Origin of the sequence: Salinisphaera sp. G21_0 (assembly GCF_017744115.1) — a bacterium.
Classification (GTDB): domain Bacteria; phylum Pseudomonadota; class Gammaproteobacteria; order Pseudomonadales; family Endozoicomonadaceae; genus Endozoicomonas.
In genome coordinates, this window is sequence record NZ_JAGHQW010000005.1 from 43,582 (window position 1) to 60,195 (window position 16,614).

The window sequence follows — 16,614 nt, forward strand, 5'->3', positions numbered from 1 at the left end:
GTTATCAGGCGGCGGTCAATTGGACATCGTGGGGTTATTTTTACCCAGTCGCTTATACATGCGTGGTGGTATTCATGAGTGCACGGCTGTAGCCTTACGACCGTAGCCGCGTCTTTGATTCGGATCTTTCGAGCAAGGGCCGCTGCAGTTCGAGAACACCTTGTACCAGGACTTTCCTTGATTTCATCCCAGCAGATTGCACAAGATTGACTGACACTGTTCATAACTTGTACAGACTTGTCTATCAACCAGAAGTTCCGTGAAAAAACTCCATACGAAAGAGTGCTGAAATTATTCCCTGATATATTTCATGAGTAGCCGGCAGGACTATCGGTCTTTAAACTTCATCGCCACCGAGTTGATACAATATCGCAGGCCGGTAGGCTCCGGCCCGTCCGGAAATACGTGGCCCAGGTGAGCACCGCAATTAGAACAAAGGACTTCTGTGCGCTCCATGCCAAGGCTGTTGTCTTCCTGCATGGTGATCGCATCGCTGTCGATGGTTTGGTAGAAACTGGGCCAACCACACCCGGCATCAAATTTCACCGATGAGTCAAACAGCTTTTGCTGGCAGCAGACACAGTGAAAAACACCATCTTTCTCAAAGAAGTTATATTCGCCGGTAAAAGGCTGCTCAGTCCCCTTTTCACGGCATACATAGTACTGTTCATCGGTAAGCGTTGCCCGCCACTGTTCATCTGATTTTTTTTCGGTCATCAAATACTGCCCTCTTAATCCACTTTTATCAGTCAACAGAGACTTTCCTGAATCGTCTCGGATAAGGATAACCGCCCGGTTAAAAACTATCTACACTAGTGCAACTCTTGCAAGATCAATTCATAATGCCACACGGCAAGCCCAAAGAACCTGAAACCATCGGTAAGACATCCATGAAGGATATTGAAAAATCCACCAAACTCGACAATGTCTGTTACGACATTCGCGGCCCCGTTCTTCGTGAAGCCAAACGGCTGGAAGAAGAGGGACATCGTGTCATTAAATTGAACACGGGCAATCCCGCGGCGTTTGGCTTTGATGCCCCCGATGAAATCACCCAGGATGTGATCCGTAATTTGCCGTTGTCGCAGGGCTACTGTGATTCCAAAGGCCTGTTTTCAGCCCGCAAGGCCATTATGCAGCACTGTCAACAGAAGAACTTCCCGCCCATTTCTGTTGAAGACATTATTATCGGTAACGGTGTCAGTGAGCTGGTGGTTATGACCATGCAGGCATTGCTGAACAATGGCGATGAGATGCTGATCCCGGCTCCGGACTACCCTTTGTGGACCGCCGCTGTGCATCTGTCCGGTGGTCGTGCCGTTCATTATCGTAAGGATGAGCAGTCAGACTGGTGTCCAGATATTAACGATATCCGCAGTAAAATTACCGCCAAAACCCGGGGAATTGTGGTTATCAATCCAAACAACCCTACTGGCGCGGTTTATCCGGACGACCTTCTGAAAGAGATCGTACAGCTGGCCAGAGAGCACGATCTGATCATATTCGCTGACGAAATATACGATAAAATCCTCTATGACGGGGTTGAGCACACAGCCTTGGCCTCACTGGCAGACGACGTGCTTTGTATCAGTTTTAACGGCCTGTCCAAATCTTACCGGGTTGCCGGCTTCCGGGCTGGCTGGCTGGTGGTTTCCGGCCCGAAGCAAAATGCCAGAAGCTACCTCGAAGGCCTGGAAATGCTGGCTTCAATGCGCCTCTGTGCCAACGTACCTGCGCAACACGCCATTCAGACCGCGTTGGGTGGTTACCAGAGTATTAATGACCTGATATTGCCCGGCGGCAGACTGCTTGAGCAGCGTAACCGGGCCTGGGAAATGCTGGACCAGATACCGGGCGTCAGCTGTACCAAGCCCAAAGGTGCCCTCTACCTGTTCCCCAGGCTCGACCCTAAACATCACAAGATCCATGATGATGAACAGCTGGTACTGGATTTTCTCCTTCAGGAAAAAGTACTGCTGGTCCAGGGCACTGCCTTCAACTGGCCTGAGCCTGACCATCTGCGCATCATTTCGCTCCCCAGGACAGAAGACCTGGAAACCGTAATGACCAAACTTGAACGGTTCCTTGGTCGGTACCGGCAGTAATTAACAACGGTACCCCCCCCGGCTATGCCGGGGCGACTCGCATAGTACATGGTTTCAATGAGTTTAACGGGTTGTCGTGCCTCCGCACTCCGTTCGTGCTGAACTTGTCGAAGGACCCATAGGGCCTAAAGGCGGAAACTCCGGACTCTGATAGATCGTGCCAAGCACCCTTCGACTCCGCTCAGGGTGAACGGAAATTGTACACGTCAAACTCATTGAAACCATGTAATAGGTTCAACATAACAGCTTAAAAGCGTATTTATCGAGAGGTCATTTAAGTATCCCTGCAAAATAGTCACTATCAACCGTTGGTTTGGATGAAGAAGTTGTCAGGGTTTATCTTCGAGACCAGGAAAAGAGTGATGGGGTTGAACCTTTATTCTTTATTTTTGTCAAAAAACCAGTGTCCTATTTAATAACGGAGCTTGTCAGGGAAGAAACGAAAGTAATTACAATGGGATTATCATTGTGGATAACTTGCCTCCCACAACATCCAATACAGCACTCTCTGCGGATCCACCCAATAATGGTTGCAGAAAAACCGGGGCATCATCACGTAAAACCGGGAAACTGGGCAGACGGCAAGTTCAATCTACAACACCTGCCCAAAAGCACCAGCTTATTTTGAAAAGCATGATTGCTGAAATGGGTGCACTGAGTAACTTCATGAAACATAGTTTTCACACGTATAATCCAGACGCTTCATTGGAACAAGGTGAGTTACTGCACGATATTGATACGGAACAACTGTCAAAGCATATGAACAGGTGTAAGGATTTGCAACAGGAGTGCCTCAAGGCAATGCCGACCTGTACACATATGGCAACTTTTGAACGCCTGATGAAAGCTGCAGATTTTTATAAGGAGTTCCGGGAAAATTTTTATAAAAAAATAAATGAAATGAGCGACGATGTAAACCGTCAGATCGCGCAAGAATTATACCGTGTGCCCAGTGATCGAGATGATGATGGTGAAACAGCCAGCAAAAATACGACAGATGATCTTGTCATAAAATTACCGGATAATATCGATCAGGCGGATAAAACTGAATCTGTCACTCTGCTGAAGAGAGTTCTTAAATGCTTTTCACTTTTTGTTGATCCAACAGCAAAATCACTGAAAAAAAACGAGCAACCCGAACAGAAACTATATTCCAAATGGTGTGAGTTGTTTGCCAGGTTACTAGCCAGGGTACTCGACCATGACCGGGAACTGGATTCTGAGATGTTGTGCTCAGTAAAGACAATCATGGCGGCGTTTGGTAAACGCACTTATGGTCAGGATAATTCATTGCATTTACTGGCAGTCCTTAACCAGCTTAATAAGAAAGGTATCCTTGATCCGCAAACGTCGTTTACTGGTAAAGAGATATTTGCAGGACATGTCATTGAAGCATGTGTTGCGCAGTTGAAAGATCTGAACAACATCATTGATTCAAAAGCACGGGATGGCGAACCGTACCGGGTGGAATTGCACAAGAAAGACAAGTTTGTGAGCCACTTGAATGCCCTGAGACCCTTTTTTCCTGAGGGCGACCTGTATATTGAGTTTATCCTCACACTGGTCGTTGATAAGGTTGACCACAACTGGTTTGCGCTCCTGTACGCCCTGGCCCATTGTCCGTCCGAAGCGTTATCGGATCCGCGGCGTGAAAGACTTTCACAAAGGCTGGCGCAATATCACCCCCAGGCCAAAACGATGCTGGATGCCCTGTTCACAGGCAACCATGGGCAGATACCCGAAGCCACAGCCCCTGACTACTACCCGGTGCTGTGGCTCAAGGCATTTATCCTGAACAAACAGGGTGAACACCATCGTGCCTATGAAGCCATTATCCAGGCGGAGAGCGGTTGTCGGCTGATGCCCGGGCAGAAGCAGCCGGATGTCCGCCTGCAACTGGAAATCCTGCGCATAAAGCTGCGCAGTCAGCCGCTGGCCACAGGACTCCCCGGGTTAAGCTTGGAACAGCTTAAGACCATGAAAGCACAGGCCGACAATCTGATTAGTCATCCCGGGGCCTTCTGGACGCAGCACGAGCATACCTTGCTTCAGCAACTTCGAGAGGAATTGGCGGCACTGTTGCCGCAGTACGCGCCAACTGTTACTGAATCGGTGACACCGGCAAGCACCGGAACCGTCGAAGCCCCCCCCGAAGAGCCCGATACTCTCAACACAGAGGCAGATGATGTCATGCCAGCACTGCCCCGGAGCCGGGAAACCCTGGTAAAGGAGCTGTGCAAAAAACTGAGGGCCGGGATCAGGGTCTGGCAGGGCCGTAACCGACCAGAACCGCTGCTACCGGATGACTCATACCAGGTGATGGGGCCTTATGGAAAAACGCTGTCAGCAACGGAAACCATGCGAAAAGATCACTGGAACTGTGGCATTCGGCAATTGCTCACGGAGGTCAATGCCCATCGGGCCCATGGTGATATCATCAGCGAGCTGTCCTGCTACCAGAGAGTCCTTGCCGATCCGACCCGAAAGGGGACCATTGGCATTTATCGCCTGACACTGGAGTTGTCCTGGACCATTATGCGCTATGTTAATGAAGAGTACGGGGCAGTTGGCCTGACGGACAGAGAAAAAGGCGAGTTGCTGGATATATCCTGGCAATCCCTGAAGCAATCCGTCTGCCTTGCCATGCGCAGGAACAGCCCCTTGCCTGAGCAGGTATCGGACAAGGAACTGGTCGAAACCGTCGTCCAATGGTTGCAGCTCCTGAAAGATCCCGAAGCAAAAAAAGAGATGGAATTTTTTATGCGCTGCGCCCTGGGCAGTACGGCCGGACATATTCATGGCTTTCTGGCAGAAATATTTCCGAGGCAGAAACAACACTCAGACAGCGCCCGATTTTTCTTTGAAGCGAAGACCCGGCTTCAGCCGGGCTATCAAAAACCGGTTTACGAAGAAGGCCAGGATACCCGCCAGGCCCTGATGCGACAAAATCAGCAGCAGCGCTGGAGCCAAGGACGTTAATCATGCTGTTGCCAACAAAAAAAGGTGTAACCGGCAATTTTCAAGAGCCTTGAAGCTCGCACAACAGGCGGAGATTTACTCTATAATGTCCCGGGATTATGACGCAGTAAATATAAAATTCACAGGATCCCATTGCTCATGAAAGGCACAACTGAAACCAGTAAGAAGCTTGCACAGCTTGCGTGTATCACCTGCCGTGGCACTAAATTTGAGACGGACACATTAACCAAAGTTGGGGCATACTTAGGATTGAAGGTTGGCGTAGGGACTTTTGTTTTAGAAAGAAATGCCGTTTACATCGCGAAACAGATGGCGAAAGCAACCGGCCAACCATTCATCAGATCCATGTCGACGAGAGCCCCTGTTGTCATACCCGCAGTAGTAGTGGTCGGAGCAGCTTTGGGAAGGATGGCTCAGACCTTCGAAGACATTACCGGGAAGACGACTGTATCTGATTATGTAATTGCGAATTATGTTAATGGAAAAGCTGCTGTTGACTTGGACATTAACCTCTGAAAGTGTCAGCCTTTCAGCGTTTTTATGGATGATCTATGAACGACATACACATTGACGAATTTTACCAGGACTGCGTAAAAACGCTGGTTCAGCTTTATAATAGCTTCCCCCGCCTGACAACACTTTACGTTGACGATCTGATTACCAATGCCGGCACCGACGAGTACGGCATCCCTAACCGGCGCCACAAAGCCTGTTTTGATGCTATGCTCTGGCTGGCTTCAGAAGGCTATATTCGTTATCAGGATACGATCCGGCAAGACGCGCTGGATCAGGTGGTACTCACGGAAAAAAGCTTTTTACGCTTAAGTCTGCCCACTACTGCCCCGGATAATCCGGATAATAAAAAGAACGACCTGCCGCCGTCTGTTGCCCGCAAACAGGCTACAATGGCCTGGCATTGCCGACAGGCACTTAACAATAAAGGCAGTGAAGTGATTGCACAGGCTGCGCTGCAGTTTTTTACCGGGTGCTGATCGGAATGGGGTCAGACACCCGGCCTTTTTTCTGTCAGTGCCATGTAAAAATAAAGCGCATTTTTTAGTCGCTCTTGAAAGAAGAAGTAGACGCCTTTATATAACTCCTTAATGACAATGATGACGATGAGGTCACCTTAACTCATGAAGAGAATCCTGTTGTTTCTGGTCACAAACATGGCAGTCCTTTTGCTGGCCAGTATCACACTGAATATTCTCGGCGTCGGCAGTTATCTGGGGTACCAGGGGCTGAATATGGGTTCCCTGCTGGTATTCTGTGCCGTATTCGGTTTTGCCGGCTCTTTTGTCTCCCTGCTGCTCTCCAAAACCATGGCCAAAATGAGCACCGGGACGCAGATTATTGAACAACCGCAAACAGCCCGGGAACAGTGGCTGGTTGAGACGGTCAGGGAACTCTCTGAAAAGGCCGGCATCGGCATGCCGGAAGTGGGTATCTTCCACTCCCCGGAAGCCAATGCCTTTGCCACCGGATGGAACAAAAATGCCGCGCTGGTTGCTGTTAGCGAAGGACTGCTGGATCGCTTCAGCCCGAACGAAGCCCGTGCAGTTATTGGTCACGAAATCGGCCATGTTGCCAACGGCGATATGGTTACCCTGAGCCTGATCCAGGGGGTTGTGAACACTTTTGTCATGTTCTTTGCCAGGATTATCGGTTATGCCGTTGATTCCTTCCTGCGTCGTGGTGATGAAGACGAAGGTGGCGTCGGTATCGGCTTCTACATAACCAGCTTTATCGCCGAGATTATTCTTGGTTTTCTGGCCAGTGCCATCGTTATGTGGTTCTCCCGTCAGCGGGAATTCAGGGCAGACGAAGCCGGTGCCGAACTGGCAAGCCGCAGAGATATGATTGCCGCACTGGAACGCCTGCGTGCCGAGTATGAAGCGCCGAGTGCCATGCCTGCGACCATGACTGCCTTTGGTATCCGCAGCGGTGATCGCAGTGGACTGGCAGCTCTGTTTACCAGTCACCCGCCGTTAGACCAGCGCATTGAAGCGCTACGCGCTCACCATTAAGTTCCCCCTTAAGGCCGGTAACCCCCGGCCTTTTTTTAACCACTTAACACACAAATACTCATGACGATTGTTCGTCACCCTCTGGTATGAAAGATTTGCCACGGAGGCACGGAGACACAGAGGTAAAACTTTATCTTGTCTCCGTGCCTCTGTGTCTCCGTGGCAATTTTTCTTTTACGGCAAATAAAAGCTTTCCTCCGTACCGTTTGTGATCTTTAAATGTCAACCAACGGCGGACAGATAGAAAGACAGGACTGAGAAAAACTGCTTCGGTCTATCAACAGCTGCTATTGACTGTTTATAATGGGGTTTTTCGTTAGAACCTTTCGATATGCAACTTTTGTCGCCAGAGCCAGTCTGGATCAATAACAATCAGTCACTTGAAGACTATTGCCAGCGATGGTCCGGGCTTGATGCCATCGCTCTGGATACTGAGTTTATTCGTACCGACACTTTTTACCCACAGCCAGGGCTGATTCAGGTGGGCACAGGCGCGGATGTTTTTCTGATCGATCCACTGGCCATTGATCAGTGGCAACCACTGGCCAGATTGTTTGAAGACAGCTCGGTGGTTAAAGTACTACACGCCTGCAGTGAAGACCTGGAAGTGTTCAAACTGTTAACCGACAGCGTTCCCAGTCCACTGTTTGATACCCAGCTGGCCGCAGCGTTTGCAAACCTGGGGTTTTCCCTTGGTTATCAGGCCCTGCTCAGGCAAGTACTGAATATTGATCTACCCAAGGATGAGACAAGGTCTAACTGGTGCCAGCGACCATTGACGGATGCCCAGATTCGCTATGCCAGCCTGGATGTTGCCCATTTACTGGAGATTTATCAGCACCTGGACCAGCTACTGACGCCAACTCCGAAAAAGGCCTGGCTGGAGGATGAGTGCCTGGCCATGACGTTGAATGTGTTGCCTTTTGATCCGGAAAATGCCTGGAAAGAGGTAAAACGAGGCTGGCAGCTGCGCCCCCAGCAATTGGCTGTACTAAAGGCACTCTGCCACTTTCGGGAAGTTGCCTCCCGCAGTCTGGATGTTCCTCGCAACCGGGTTATTCCCAAAGGGAGCCTCTGGCCACTGGCGAGGTTTCAGCCTAAAGCCATGAATGCCCTGCGGGAAATACCAGAAATGCGTGCCAGTATTATCCGCAACCATGGTGAGCAGATACTGGATATTATCAGATCGGCCAGTCAGGTTCCGGAAGCACAAAGGCCTGAAAAGCTGCCTCTGCCACTGCCAAAAAATGTCAGGGATTGGGGTAAGCAGATCAAAACACTGATGTCGCAACTGGCTGTTGAATTGCAGTTGCCTATGGAGCTGCTGATGCCGGGCAAATTAACCACACCACTGCTGCGCAGCTGGCTGGATCATGGCCGTTTTATGCTCCCGGATACCCTCACGGGCTGGCGTCGTGATATTATCGGCACCCCGCTGATTCAGCAACTTAATCAATTAAGTCAACAGGAAAAAGGCCATTGAATGAAGTCTCTGGTGACCATCTATAAAAGCCCGAAAAGGGAAGGTATGTACCTGTACCTGAACAAGGGGGCCATATTGGAAAAGACCCTGCCAGAGGCATTATTGCAAGCCTTTGGTAAACCGGTGCATGTTTTTGACCTGTTGCTGACGCCGGAGAAAAAGCTGGCGCGAGTAGAGACTGCCAGCGTCCTTCAGGGAATTTCCGACCATGGCTTCTATCTGCAAATGCCCCCCAAAGAGCAGGATGATTACCTGATCAAACTGCCGGATGAGTTTCTTTCATTTAACGACCCGACATGACCGAAAAACCTTTCTGGGAAACCAAAACCCTGGCAGAAATGACCGCCGATGAGTGGGAAAGCCTCTGTGATCGCTGTGGTCGCTGCTGCCTGCACAAACTGGAAGATGAAGATACGGATACGGTTTATTACACGTCAGTAGCCTGCAAACTGCTGGACACCGGCAGCTGCCAATGCCAAAACTACCCGAGCCGTAAAGACATCGTGCCGGAATGTACGGTACTGACGCTGAAAGATGTTGAGCTGTTCCACTGGCTGCCCGCAACCTGCGCCTATCGGCTGATCAGCGAAAAGAAACCGCTGTTTGACTGGCATCCACTGGTATCCGGCTCCTGTGAATCTATCCATCAAGCCGGAATCTCGGTAAAAGGATGGGTACATTCAGAAAATGATATTGCACAAGATGATCTTGAGGACTATATCATTCCCCACAACATGATTGGCTGAAGAATCAACAGCATTTAATACGACCTTCATCCAACATTCATATAATGAATCAGTCCGGTAACCTCCCTGAAATTTTGATCAAATGACAGGACGTTATTTATGTTTTGCTCAGTTAGCCATGCTCAAACAACAGCAGTAATGACCTCACCGGCATTTACGTCAGTACGTGCCCAGTGTGGCACTGTTGCCACCGTGTCAGGCCGTTGTATCAGCATGGTTGATGGGCCGAAAAGGCAAAGTTTTGAAAACGCCAGCCCTGGCACAGAACATTCACTGAAAAATTGTGGGCTTACAGCCAGACATGTAGAAGGCAAGCCTGCACAGCCACCGCTTATGCTTGCCATTGAGGTGGCAGATGATACCTTGTCAGCATCATGTTGTCGCAAAGATTACTGCAAAGAAAACAGCGAATCCAAGGTAGGCCAGGAAGGTGATACTCTGCTGGGGCATGAAGAGCCCTCTGTACATAGAGAGCCCTCAGCACATAGAGAGCCTCCCACGTATGGGAAGCCTTCAGCACTGCAAAAGCCCGGTAAAAAAAACGATTTTTGTATTATTGACATCGAAGGTAGCAGCAATAAATCACCGCTCCTGCTTGCAGAAGAGAACAGAGGCAGTACAGCCAATGAAACCATTAGTGCTATTGAAGGTGACTCTGCGTTCATCAGTCAGTTAAATGAACACGGTTTTGCCAGTGATATTTTTTCTGAAGTCCTGCAAACACTCAATCCCCAAAAAGTATATTCCCGATATGTCGTCCAGCATGATGACACACTGAAAAAGTTTGCCGCCAAAGTATTGTGTAACGGGGCAGCAGGCACTATTTCTGCGGATGCACTGGACTATATAAGCCAGGCAAAAGGCGCTGCAGGTATTATCTCTGCCATGGTGGCTATTGGCATCGTTGATGGTCTTTATTCCTGTGGAAAGCATCTTCATGAGCATCGGCAACAGCCTGACAATGTACTGCGGATACTTGGTTATGGTACGTACAAATGCATCAGGCCAGTCATGAACCTGTTACCTGAAACGTTTTGCCAATGTATCAGAAAAGCCTATATCTATGGCTCTCTTTCTGGTGCCAGCGCAACCCTGCTGGCGGACTTCCTGTCGCACTTATCAAAGTTTGCCATGACATCCTCAGCGGCTTCCTTTATCACTGGGTACGCATGTCCCATACTATTGCTGGTTCTTACCTCGGCAGGAGGGGTGAGCGGAATAATATGCGCTTATGAAAATTATAAAAAAAACACCGACTGCCAGCTTCTCAGTCCGACAGACTCCTGAGCAGCGTCAGACTTCATTGAAAACGGTGCTTTTTATTGTCCAATCAGGCACTGGTCACCCACTCAGAGACAAAGTCATTAACATCCAATACAGGCACTTTCTTTTTAGCGCCAGCAGGCTTGCCAAGGTAGATAAAACCCATCAGCTGCTCGTTGTCGGCAAGACCCAGCCCTTTTGCCAGTCGTGGGTGGTAACAAAGTTCCCCGGTTCGCCACATTGCCCCGACCCCCTGGGCATGGGCCGCCAGCAGCAGAGAGTGAACTGCCGCCGCCAGTGACATCTTCTGTTCAATCTCCGGCACCTTTGGATGCTGTTTAACCGGGCAAATAGCCAGTACCAGCATAGGGGCCCGGAGCGGCATCCCTTTGAAACGTCTCAGCGCATCTTCTGAAAGATCTGGCTGATCCTCAAGGACTGCCTGCGCCATCAGCTCACCCAGGGCTTCCCGTGCCTGGCCACTGACTTTTAGAAATCGCCAGGGGCGAATACGGCCATGGTCAGGGGCTCTCAGGGCTGCCCGGAACATGACATCCAGTTGCTGATCGCTGGGTGCTGGTTCCTCCAGGATGGGTGTCGATACCCTTTCCAGTAAAAGCTCTATACCATTCATCAATAACTCACTCCCACCAATTACAGATTTGAGCGTTCTTGCATGTTAGAATTAGCTGCCCACAGCAAATTGCTGACGGTATTATCAGGTCTGGCTATGAACCAATTTTAATGCAACCCAATAAGAATACTGTATCTCCGCCCCTGAGTCGTGCCTCCCGGCTCTCTCCAAGGTTTTTGGTCTATTGGCTCGCTGCCTCAGTGATGGTTTACGGGCTGGCCAATCAGTACCTTCCTTCCGTTTTCCTGGGCGCTGTCGCTTATTTATCGGTTTTTCCCTGGCTTTCAAACCTGGCGATCAATCGGGTATTTCGCGCCAGCAATCAAAAGACAGTGGGCAACAAAAAGCCTCTGGTTACCCTTTTACTGGATTCTTTGAATGTTGGAGCCTTAATCACCCTTGCCGGTTTCCCAATGGTCAGTGGCATGCTGCTGGTGGCTCTGCTGACAGGCTGGGCGATTTACCTTCAAGGGCTCAGGGGGCTGATGATCATTATTCCCCCGGCAGCAGCTGCCATATCTATTCATCACTTTATTGAACCTGATTTCACTATTTCAGCCGGGCAAGATGCAGTGTTTATCAGCCTGCTCGGAATGCTTATTTTCATATCTTATTGTGCCTATGCCCTCAGGCTCAGAGAGCAGCATTTTCAGGCTATTCAGCTCAGTGCCCAGCAACAGCGGCAACGTTACAGCAGGCTTGCCAGCAGTCTGGCCAAATACCTTTCTCCCCAGGTATGGGAATCTATTTTTTCCGGTAAGCGCAATACCAAACTGGAGAGTCAGCGGAAAAAGCTGACGGTCTTCTTTTCCGATATCAAAGGCTTTACGGATCTGGCCGAAGCACTTGAGCCAGAGGTGCTGACAGAGTTGCTGAACACTTACCTGAACGACATGTCCCGTATTGCTCTGAAATACGGTGGGACCATCGATAAATTTATCGGTGACAGTATTATGATTTTCTTTGGTGACCCTAAAACCCGGGGCTACCAAAAAGATGCCCTGGCCGCTGTTTCAATGGCCATTGAAATGCAGAAACACATGCAAGTACTGCGTAAGCAATGGATCGCCAAAGGGGTCGAGAACCCACTTCAAATCAGGATTGGCATCAATACCGGTTACTGTACGGTTGGTAATTTCGGTGCCGAGTCACGTATGGATTACACGCTCCTGGGGCGTGAGGTGAATTTAGCCAGTCGGCTGGAAAGCGCAGCAAAACCCAACCAGATTCTGCTGTCCCATGAAACATGGTCGCTGGTTAAGGATGTGGTACTTTGTCAGTCCAAGGGAGAGGTACAGGTAAAAGGCTTCAGTCGTTCGATACCTATTTATAAAGTGATCGATCTGCGCCGCAATCTTGGTCAGCAGAAAAGTTACTTTGAACTCGATAGCAAAGGCTTTTCCTTCAGCCTGGATACCAACAGTATTGATGAGTTCGAGCGTAAAAAGATCATTCAGACGTTAGATGAGGCAACACAGAAGTTACTGAAAGATGATCTGTTGAGCCCGGCAAAGCCGGGACGAAAAACAATTGTCCAGACCCTGGTAAAGTAATTACTCAAGCCATCGGTTCAGTAATGTATCTAACGCTTTTTTATTGAAAGGTTTGGCAATGTGACCATTCATCCCTGCGTCCCGGCATCGTTCTTTGTGCTCTTCCAGTGTGTTTGCTGTTAGTGCGATGATGGGCGTCTGTCTGGTATTCGTCATTTTTCGCAGCTGTTTTGTTGCATCGTAGCCATCCATCACGGGCATATTGCAGTCCATCAGGATCAGGTCAAACTTTTCAGTGGTGCATGCTGTGATGCAATCCTGACCGTTGTTGACAAGGTTTATATTGTACCCCAGCTGTTCAAGCATGCCCTCAGTCACCAGCTGGTTGATCGCATTGTCTTCTACTACCAGGATCCTTTTCTTCCTGAAGGCTGGCTGTTGATGGTCTGTTGCATTGGGTGGGTGATTGATGCTTTCTGGTGACGGGTTGTCGGGGATACCAACGGCTTCTGCACACTTCTGATAGAGCTTTTGCTGAGTTACCGGCAGTGAGAGCCATAACAGATTATCAGGCATTTCAGTGGGCTGTTCATAGCTGATAAAGATCGTTTTACACTGAGGCCAGTCTCGAGCCATATTCAGGGCCAGGGATTTTTGATCAGTAATAACGAGCGATTCAGTTGAGTAGCAATCAATGTCCAGACTGCTGTCGTCAGGCTCAACAATACGACAGGGTACCTTCCAGTAGCGGAGTAACCGGTGACAGATTTGCTGTGTGGATCCTTCACAGGCCAGTATTACCTGATCGCTTTTTAGCAGAATGGTGGCTTCACTGGTTATCTGTTCAGGTTTTGTTAAGGGCAGCTTTATCGAAAAGGTGCTGCCCTGTTGTTCCCGGGACATGACGCTGATGGATCCATTCATTGCTTCCACCAGCTCTTTGGTCAGTGCCAGCCCCATACCGGAGCCCCCGTAGCTGTCATAGATTGCATTGCTGGCCTGGGTAAAAGGGGTGAAAATTGCCTCAAGGGCGCTTCCGGGGATGCCAATACCGGTATCGATAATGTGAATGATCACTTCAAGACGGTTTTGGCCAAGCGGTTTTGAGTCCAGTGAAAGTTTGATCTCACCCTGATGGGTGAATTTAATGGCATTACCCAGAAGGTTATTAATGACCTGACTGATGCGGGTAGGGTCGCCAAGCAGAGTGGTTGGCAGCGTTGGGTCAATATCACAGGTCAGTGGAATATCTTTTTCGTAGCTCTTCTGACTCAACAATACGACCGATTCTTCAATGATTTCACGCAAATTAAAATGAGTATGTTCAATGGCAACTTTGCCGGACTCCAGCCTGGCCAGGTCCAACATGCTATTGAGCAGTCTGACCAGTCGAACGCCTGACTGACGAGCCAGATCGAGGCGCTCATATTGTTTGCCGGTCAGTTCTTCATTAATAGTCAGCTCCAGCATGCCTAAAATGCCATTCAGTGGCGTGCGAATCTCATGGCTCAGGTATGAAAGCTGTTCTTCACGAATTCTGGCAGAACGAAGTGCGGCCTGCCGGGCTTTCTCAAGCTCCGCATTGGCCTTGAACAGCGCGTTATTGTTTTCCTGCAGTTCCTGCGTCCTTTTTACAATGCGAAGTTCAAGATCATGGCTATGTTGTCTAAGCTCATTTTCGGCAAGACTTAGATGATATAGCTGTTTTTCAATATCATCCTGAAACTCATTAAATGCACTGGTCAGTAGCCCTATTTCATCCTTTTGATGGTCTCCGGAGATTGCCAGTGTTTTATGTTTGCTGCCTGTTCGAACCTGTTTTACGTGACGGGCCAGTTTCAAGAGTGGTTTGGTCAGCATCAGATAAAACATGCCTTGCAGAGCCAGCGCCAGCAGCAGGGTCCGGGCCAGCCCAAACACCAGAGTGAGTACTGAGCGATCCAGAAACTCCTGGCCGGAAGGGCGCGTGTCAGCGGTAATGGTCAGAGTGCCAAGCTCTTCTTCAAGGTCGTAAGGCACTGACAATTGTTGCTGATAAGTCCGCGTGGTGCCAAAGAATAGGTCGGTAAATAGTCTCTGTTCGTCGGAATTTTTTGCGGTTCCGGCTTTGGCCAGAACCAGGTTGTCGGTGTCAATAATTGCTGCACTGAGAATTAACGGCGATTCAATGAGTCCATTCACCAGCTCTATGGCCAGCTCTTCATCCAGGTTGTAGGCGATACGTGATGCGGGTGCCTTGCTGATGTCCAGATAAGCCTGAATGGCACTATCGATGCTCTTGTCCTGAGCCTTATAATCGTGAGTTACCTGAAAGACACTGAAAATCAGTCCCAGAATAAATGCAACGCTGACTGTGTATTTGACTTGCTTATAAGAGAGTCTGTCCCTGAACCTCATATTTCTCTGCCTTTCCCGGGCGATAAGTGACCCATCTAATCGTTAAAATAGCTCTTTTTCAAGAACCATTGATGAAAAAATGAAGAGGGGTTGACTCTGTGGCAGGTGAAGATTAGTATACCCGTCCGCTGCAGCAATGCACGAAGGTTTGCGTCCCCTTCGTCTAGTGGCCTAGGACACCGCCCTTTCACGGCGGTAACAGGGGTTCGAGTCCCCTAGGGGACGCCAATTTCCTGCCTGAAACTCCCTTGTACCTGCCATTTTTGATCAAGATTTCAATTTTCTTCAGCATCCTTCTGTTCAGTATCGTATTCAACGATATCTTCCACGCTGCTCTTCAAAACCAGGGCAAGCTTTGGCCTGTTTGACTATCTTACCGGTTGCCGAATGAAAAAACGGTCAAGCGGAGAAGAACGAAAAACTCCAGATGACCAGCCACTTATTATCCGTGTCACAGGTTCTGCAGATGACTACTCAGCGGCATGAGCTGTTTTCAATTAGCGGCCTGGCCATTGGTCATGCATCAGATCTCGAAAGGTTGACCGGAGTGACGGTGCTGCGCTTTGACCAGGGCGTAACGGCGGGTGTGGATGTGCGCGGTGCCGCTCCCGGAACCCGGGAGACGGAGTTGCTAAGGCCTGAAAACCTGGTGGATTCTGTCCATGCCATTGTGCTTTGTGGTGGCAGTGCGCTGGGTCTGGAAAGTATGAATGGGGTCAGTCGTTATCTGGAGGAGCAGGGCATTGGTTTACCCACAGGCTTCATCAGGATTCCGGTTGTCACCGGTGCAGTGCTATTTGACCAGTCGGTCGGTGATGCCTCTGCCCGACCCGGTGAGCAAATGGGGTATGAAGCCACCAGGTTGGCCAGTCGTTGCGACATTGGAGAAGGTAATGTTGGCGCAGGTACCGGAGCATCAATCGGTAAAATTGCCGGGTTTGACCGCGCTACAAAAAGTGGCATCGGTTGTTATGCCATCAGTCTGAGAGGAGGGCTGGTCGTTGGTGCCGTGATGGCTGTTAATGCCTGGGGAGATGTTGTTAACGGTGAGAAGCTTATTGCCGGCACCAGGAGCGAAGATGGACAGCGGTTTGTTTCTGGTATGGATCTCTTAATGAATGACCAGGCCGTTCAAGCACTGCCCGGGGCAAATACCACCATCGGCGTGGTGGTGACTAACGGGAAATTAACCAAAGCCCAGACTTTAAAAATGGCACAAATGGGGCATGATGGTTTGTCGCGTGCCATTCGCCCTGCACATTCCATGTACGATGGTGATACCATTTTCAGCGCAGCAACCGGAGAAGTGGATGCTGATGTAAATGTTTTGGGCATTGTCGGGGCGGAGGCTGTGGAACAGGCGATACATCGTGCCGTTTATGCGGCAACATCCGCGGGTGGCTTACCGTCCATTCACGATATGCGTGCAAAATAATCCTTTTCTGGTAATAAGTCTGCCTCTATATCCGGCCCGTGACTGGTTAGAC

The 16,614-nt window shown here is 49.6% G+C and carries 15 protein-coding genes, 1 tRNA gene and 1 pseudogene; 13 read left to right on the plus strand and 4 right to left on the minus strand.

The features are described from left to right. Positions 1-23: 23 nt before the first annotated feature. A pseudogene (locus J7439_RS26885) lies at positions 24-224 on the minus strand (RING finger protein); the annotation flags it as partial. 103 nt (positions 225-327) lie between these two features. Further along, positions 328-717 (minus strand): peptide-methionine (R)-S-oxide reductase MsrB, encoded by a 390-nt coding sequence (gene msrB / locus J7439_RS03795; protein WP_209200597.1) that lies wholly within the window; start codon positions 715-717, stop codon positions 328-330. Between the two features lie 173 nt (positions 718-890). Between msrB and J7439_RS03800 the strand changes: the two genes are divergently transcribed. The 10 genes from J7439_RS03800 to J7439_RS03845 all read left to right on the plus strand — a co-directional run bounded on the left by J7439_RS03800 (position 891) and on the right by J7439_RS03845 (position 10,627). Next, the gene (locus J7439_RS03800; protein WP_209200598.1) at positions 891-2,105 is read left to right on the plus strand and encodes a pyridoxal phosphate-dependent aminotransferase; all 1,215 of its coding nucleotides are present in this window, start codon (positions 891-893) and stop codon (positions 2,103-2,105) included. 313 nt (positions 2,106-2,418) lie between these two features. Beyond that, complete coding sequence (locus J7439_RS03805) at positions 2,419-2,733, plus strand: hypothetical protein (RefSeq protein ID WP_209200503.1); 315 nt, start codon at positions 2,419-2,421, stop codon at positions 2,731-2,733. Between the two features lie 38 nt (positions 2,734-2,771). Beyond that, positions 2,772-5,084 (plus strand): hypothetical protein, encoded by a 2,313-nt coding sequence (locus tag J7439_RS03810; protein ID WP_209200504.1) that lies wholly within the window; start codon positions 2,772-2,774, stop codon positions 5,082-5,084. A gap of 138 nt (positions 5,085-5,222) precedes the next feature. After that, a complete protein-coding gene (locus J7439_RS03815; protein ID WP_209200505.1) occupies positions 5,223-5,600 on the plus strand; it encodes a hypothetical protein in 378 nt (125 codons plus the stop codon). Positions 5,601-5,635: 35 nt separating this feature from the next. Continuing rightward, complete coding sequence (locus tag J7439_RS03820; protein ID WP_209200506.1) at positions 5,636-6,076, plus strand: hypothetical protein; 441 nt, start codon at positions 5,636-5,638, stop codon at positions 6,074-6,076. A gap of 144 nt (positions 6,077-6,220) precedes the next feature. Further along, positions 6,221-7,111 carry a protease HtpX gene (htpX, locus tag J7439_RS03825; protein WP_209200507.1) on the plus strand — a complete coding sequence of 297 codons (891 nt, stop codon included), beginning with the start codon at positions 6,221-6,223 and terminating at the stop codon, positions 7,109-7,111. Positions 7,112-7,442: 331 nt separating this feature from the next. Then, positions 7,443-8,594, plus strand: coding sequence for a ribonuclease D (gene rnd / locus J7439_RS03830; RefSeq protein ID WP_209200508.1), 1,152 nt, complete (start codon positions 7,443-7,445; stop codon positions 8,592-8,594). Continuing rightward, the gene (locus J7439_RS03835; protein WP_163369715.1) at positions 8,595-8,894 is read left to right on the plus strand and encodes a YcgL domain-containing protein; all 300 of its coding nucleotides are present in this window, start codon (positions 8,595-8,597) and stop codon (positions 8,892-8,894) included. Next, positions 8,891-9,340, plus strand: coding sequence for a YcgN family cysteine cluster protein (locus J7439_RS03840; RefSeq protein ID WP_209200509.1), 450 nt, complete (start codon positions 8,891-8,893; stop codon positions 9,338-9,340). The genes J7439_RS03835 and J7439_RS03840 overlap by 4 nt, the downstream gene beginning before the upstream one ends. A 99-nt stretch (positions 9,341-9,439) precedes the next feature. Then, complete coding sequence (locus tag J7439_RS03845) at positions 9,440-10,627, plus strand: hypothetical protein (RefSeq protein WP_209200510.1); 1,188 nt, start codon at positions 9,440-9,442, stop codon at positions 10,625-10,627. 43 nt (positions 10,628-10,670) lie between these two features. On the opposite strand, the gene J7439_RS03850 is transcribed toward J7439_RS03845, so the two are convergent. Further along, complete coding sequence (locus tag J7439_RS03850) at positions 10,671-11,237, minus strand: nitroreductase family protein (RefSeq protein WP_209200511.1); 567 nt, start codon at positions 11,235-11,237, stop codon at positions 10,671-10,673. Positions 11,238-11,347: 110 nt separating this feature from the next. Here J7439_RS03850 and J7439_RS03855 point away from each other — a divergent pair, with 110 nt between their 5' ends. Further along, positions 11,348-12,790 (plus strand): adenylate/guanylate cyclase domain-containing protein, encoded by a 1,443-nt coding sequence (locus tag J7439_RS03855; RefSeq protein WP_209200512.1) that lies wholly within the window; start codon positions 11,348-11,350, stop codon positions 12,788-12,790. On the opposite strand, the gene J7439_RS03860 is transcribed toward J7439_RS03855, so the two are convergent. Continuing rightward, positions 12,791-15,127 (minus strand): ATP-binding protein, encoded by a 2,337-nt coding sequence (locus J7439_RS03860; RefSeq protein WP_209200513.1) that lies wholly within the window; start codon positions 15,125-15,127, stop codon positions 12,791-12,793. It lies immediately after the preceding gene. A 152-nt stretch (positions 15,128-15,279) separates the two neighbouring features. Here J7439_RS03860 and J7439_RS03865 point away from each other — a divergent pair. Both J7439_RS03865 and J7439_RS03870 read left to right on the plus strand, forming a co-directional pair. Further along, positions 15,280-15,355: transfer RNA gene (locus J7439_RS03865), tRNA-Glu, on the plus strand. A 238-nt stretch (positions 15,356-15,593) separates the two neighbouring features. Then, positions 15,594-16,562, plus strand: a complete 969-nt coding sequence (locus J7439_RS03870; protein WP_209200514.1) for a P1 family peptidase — start codon at positions 15,594-15,596, stop codon at positions 16,560-16,562. Positions 16,563-16,614: the final 52 nt, after the last annotated feature.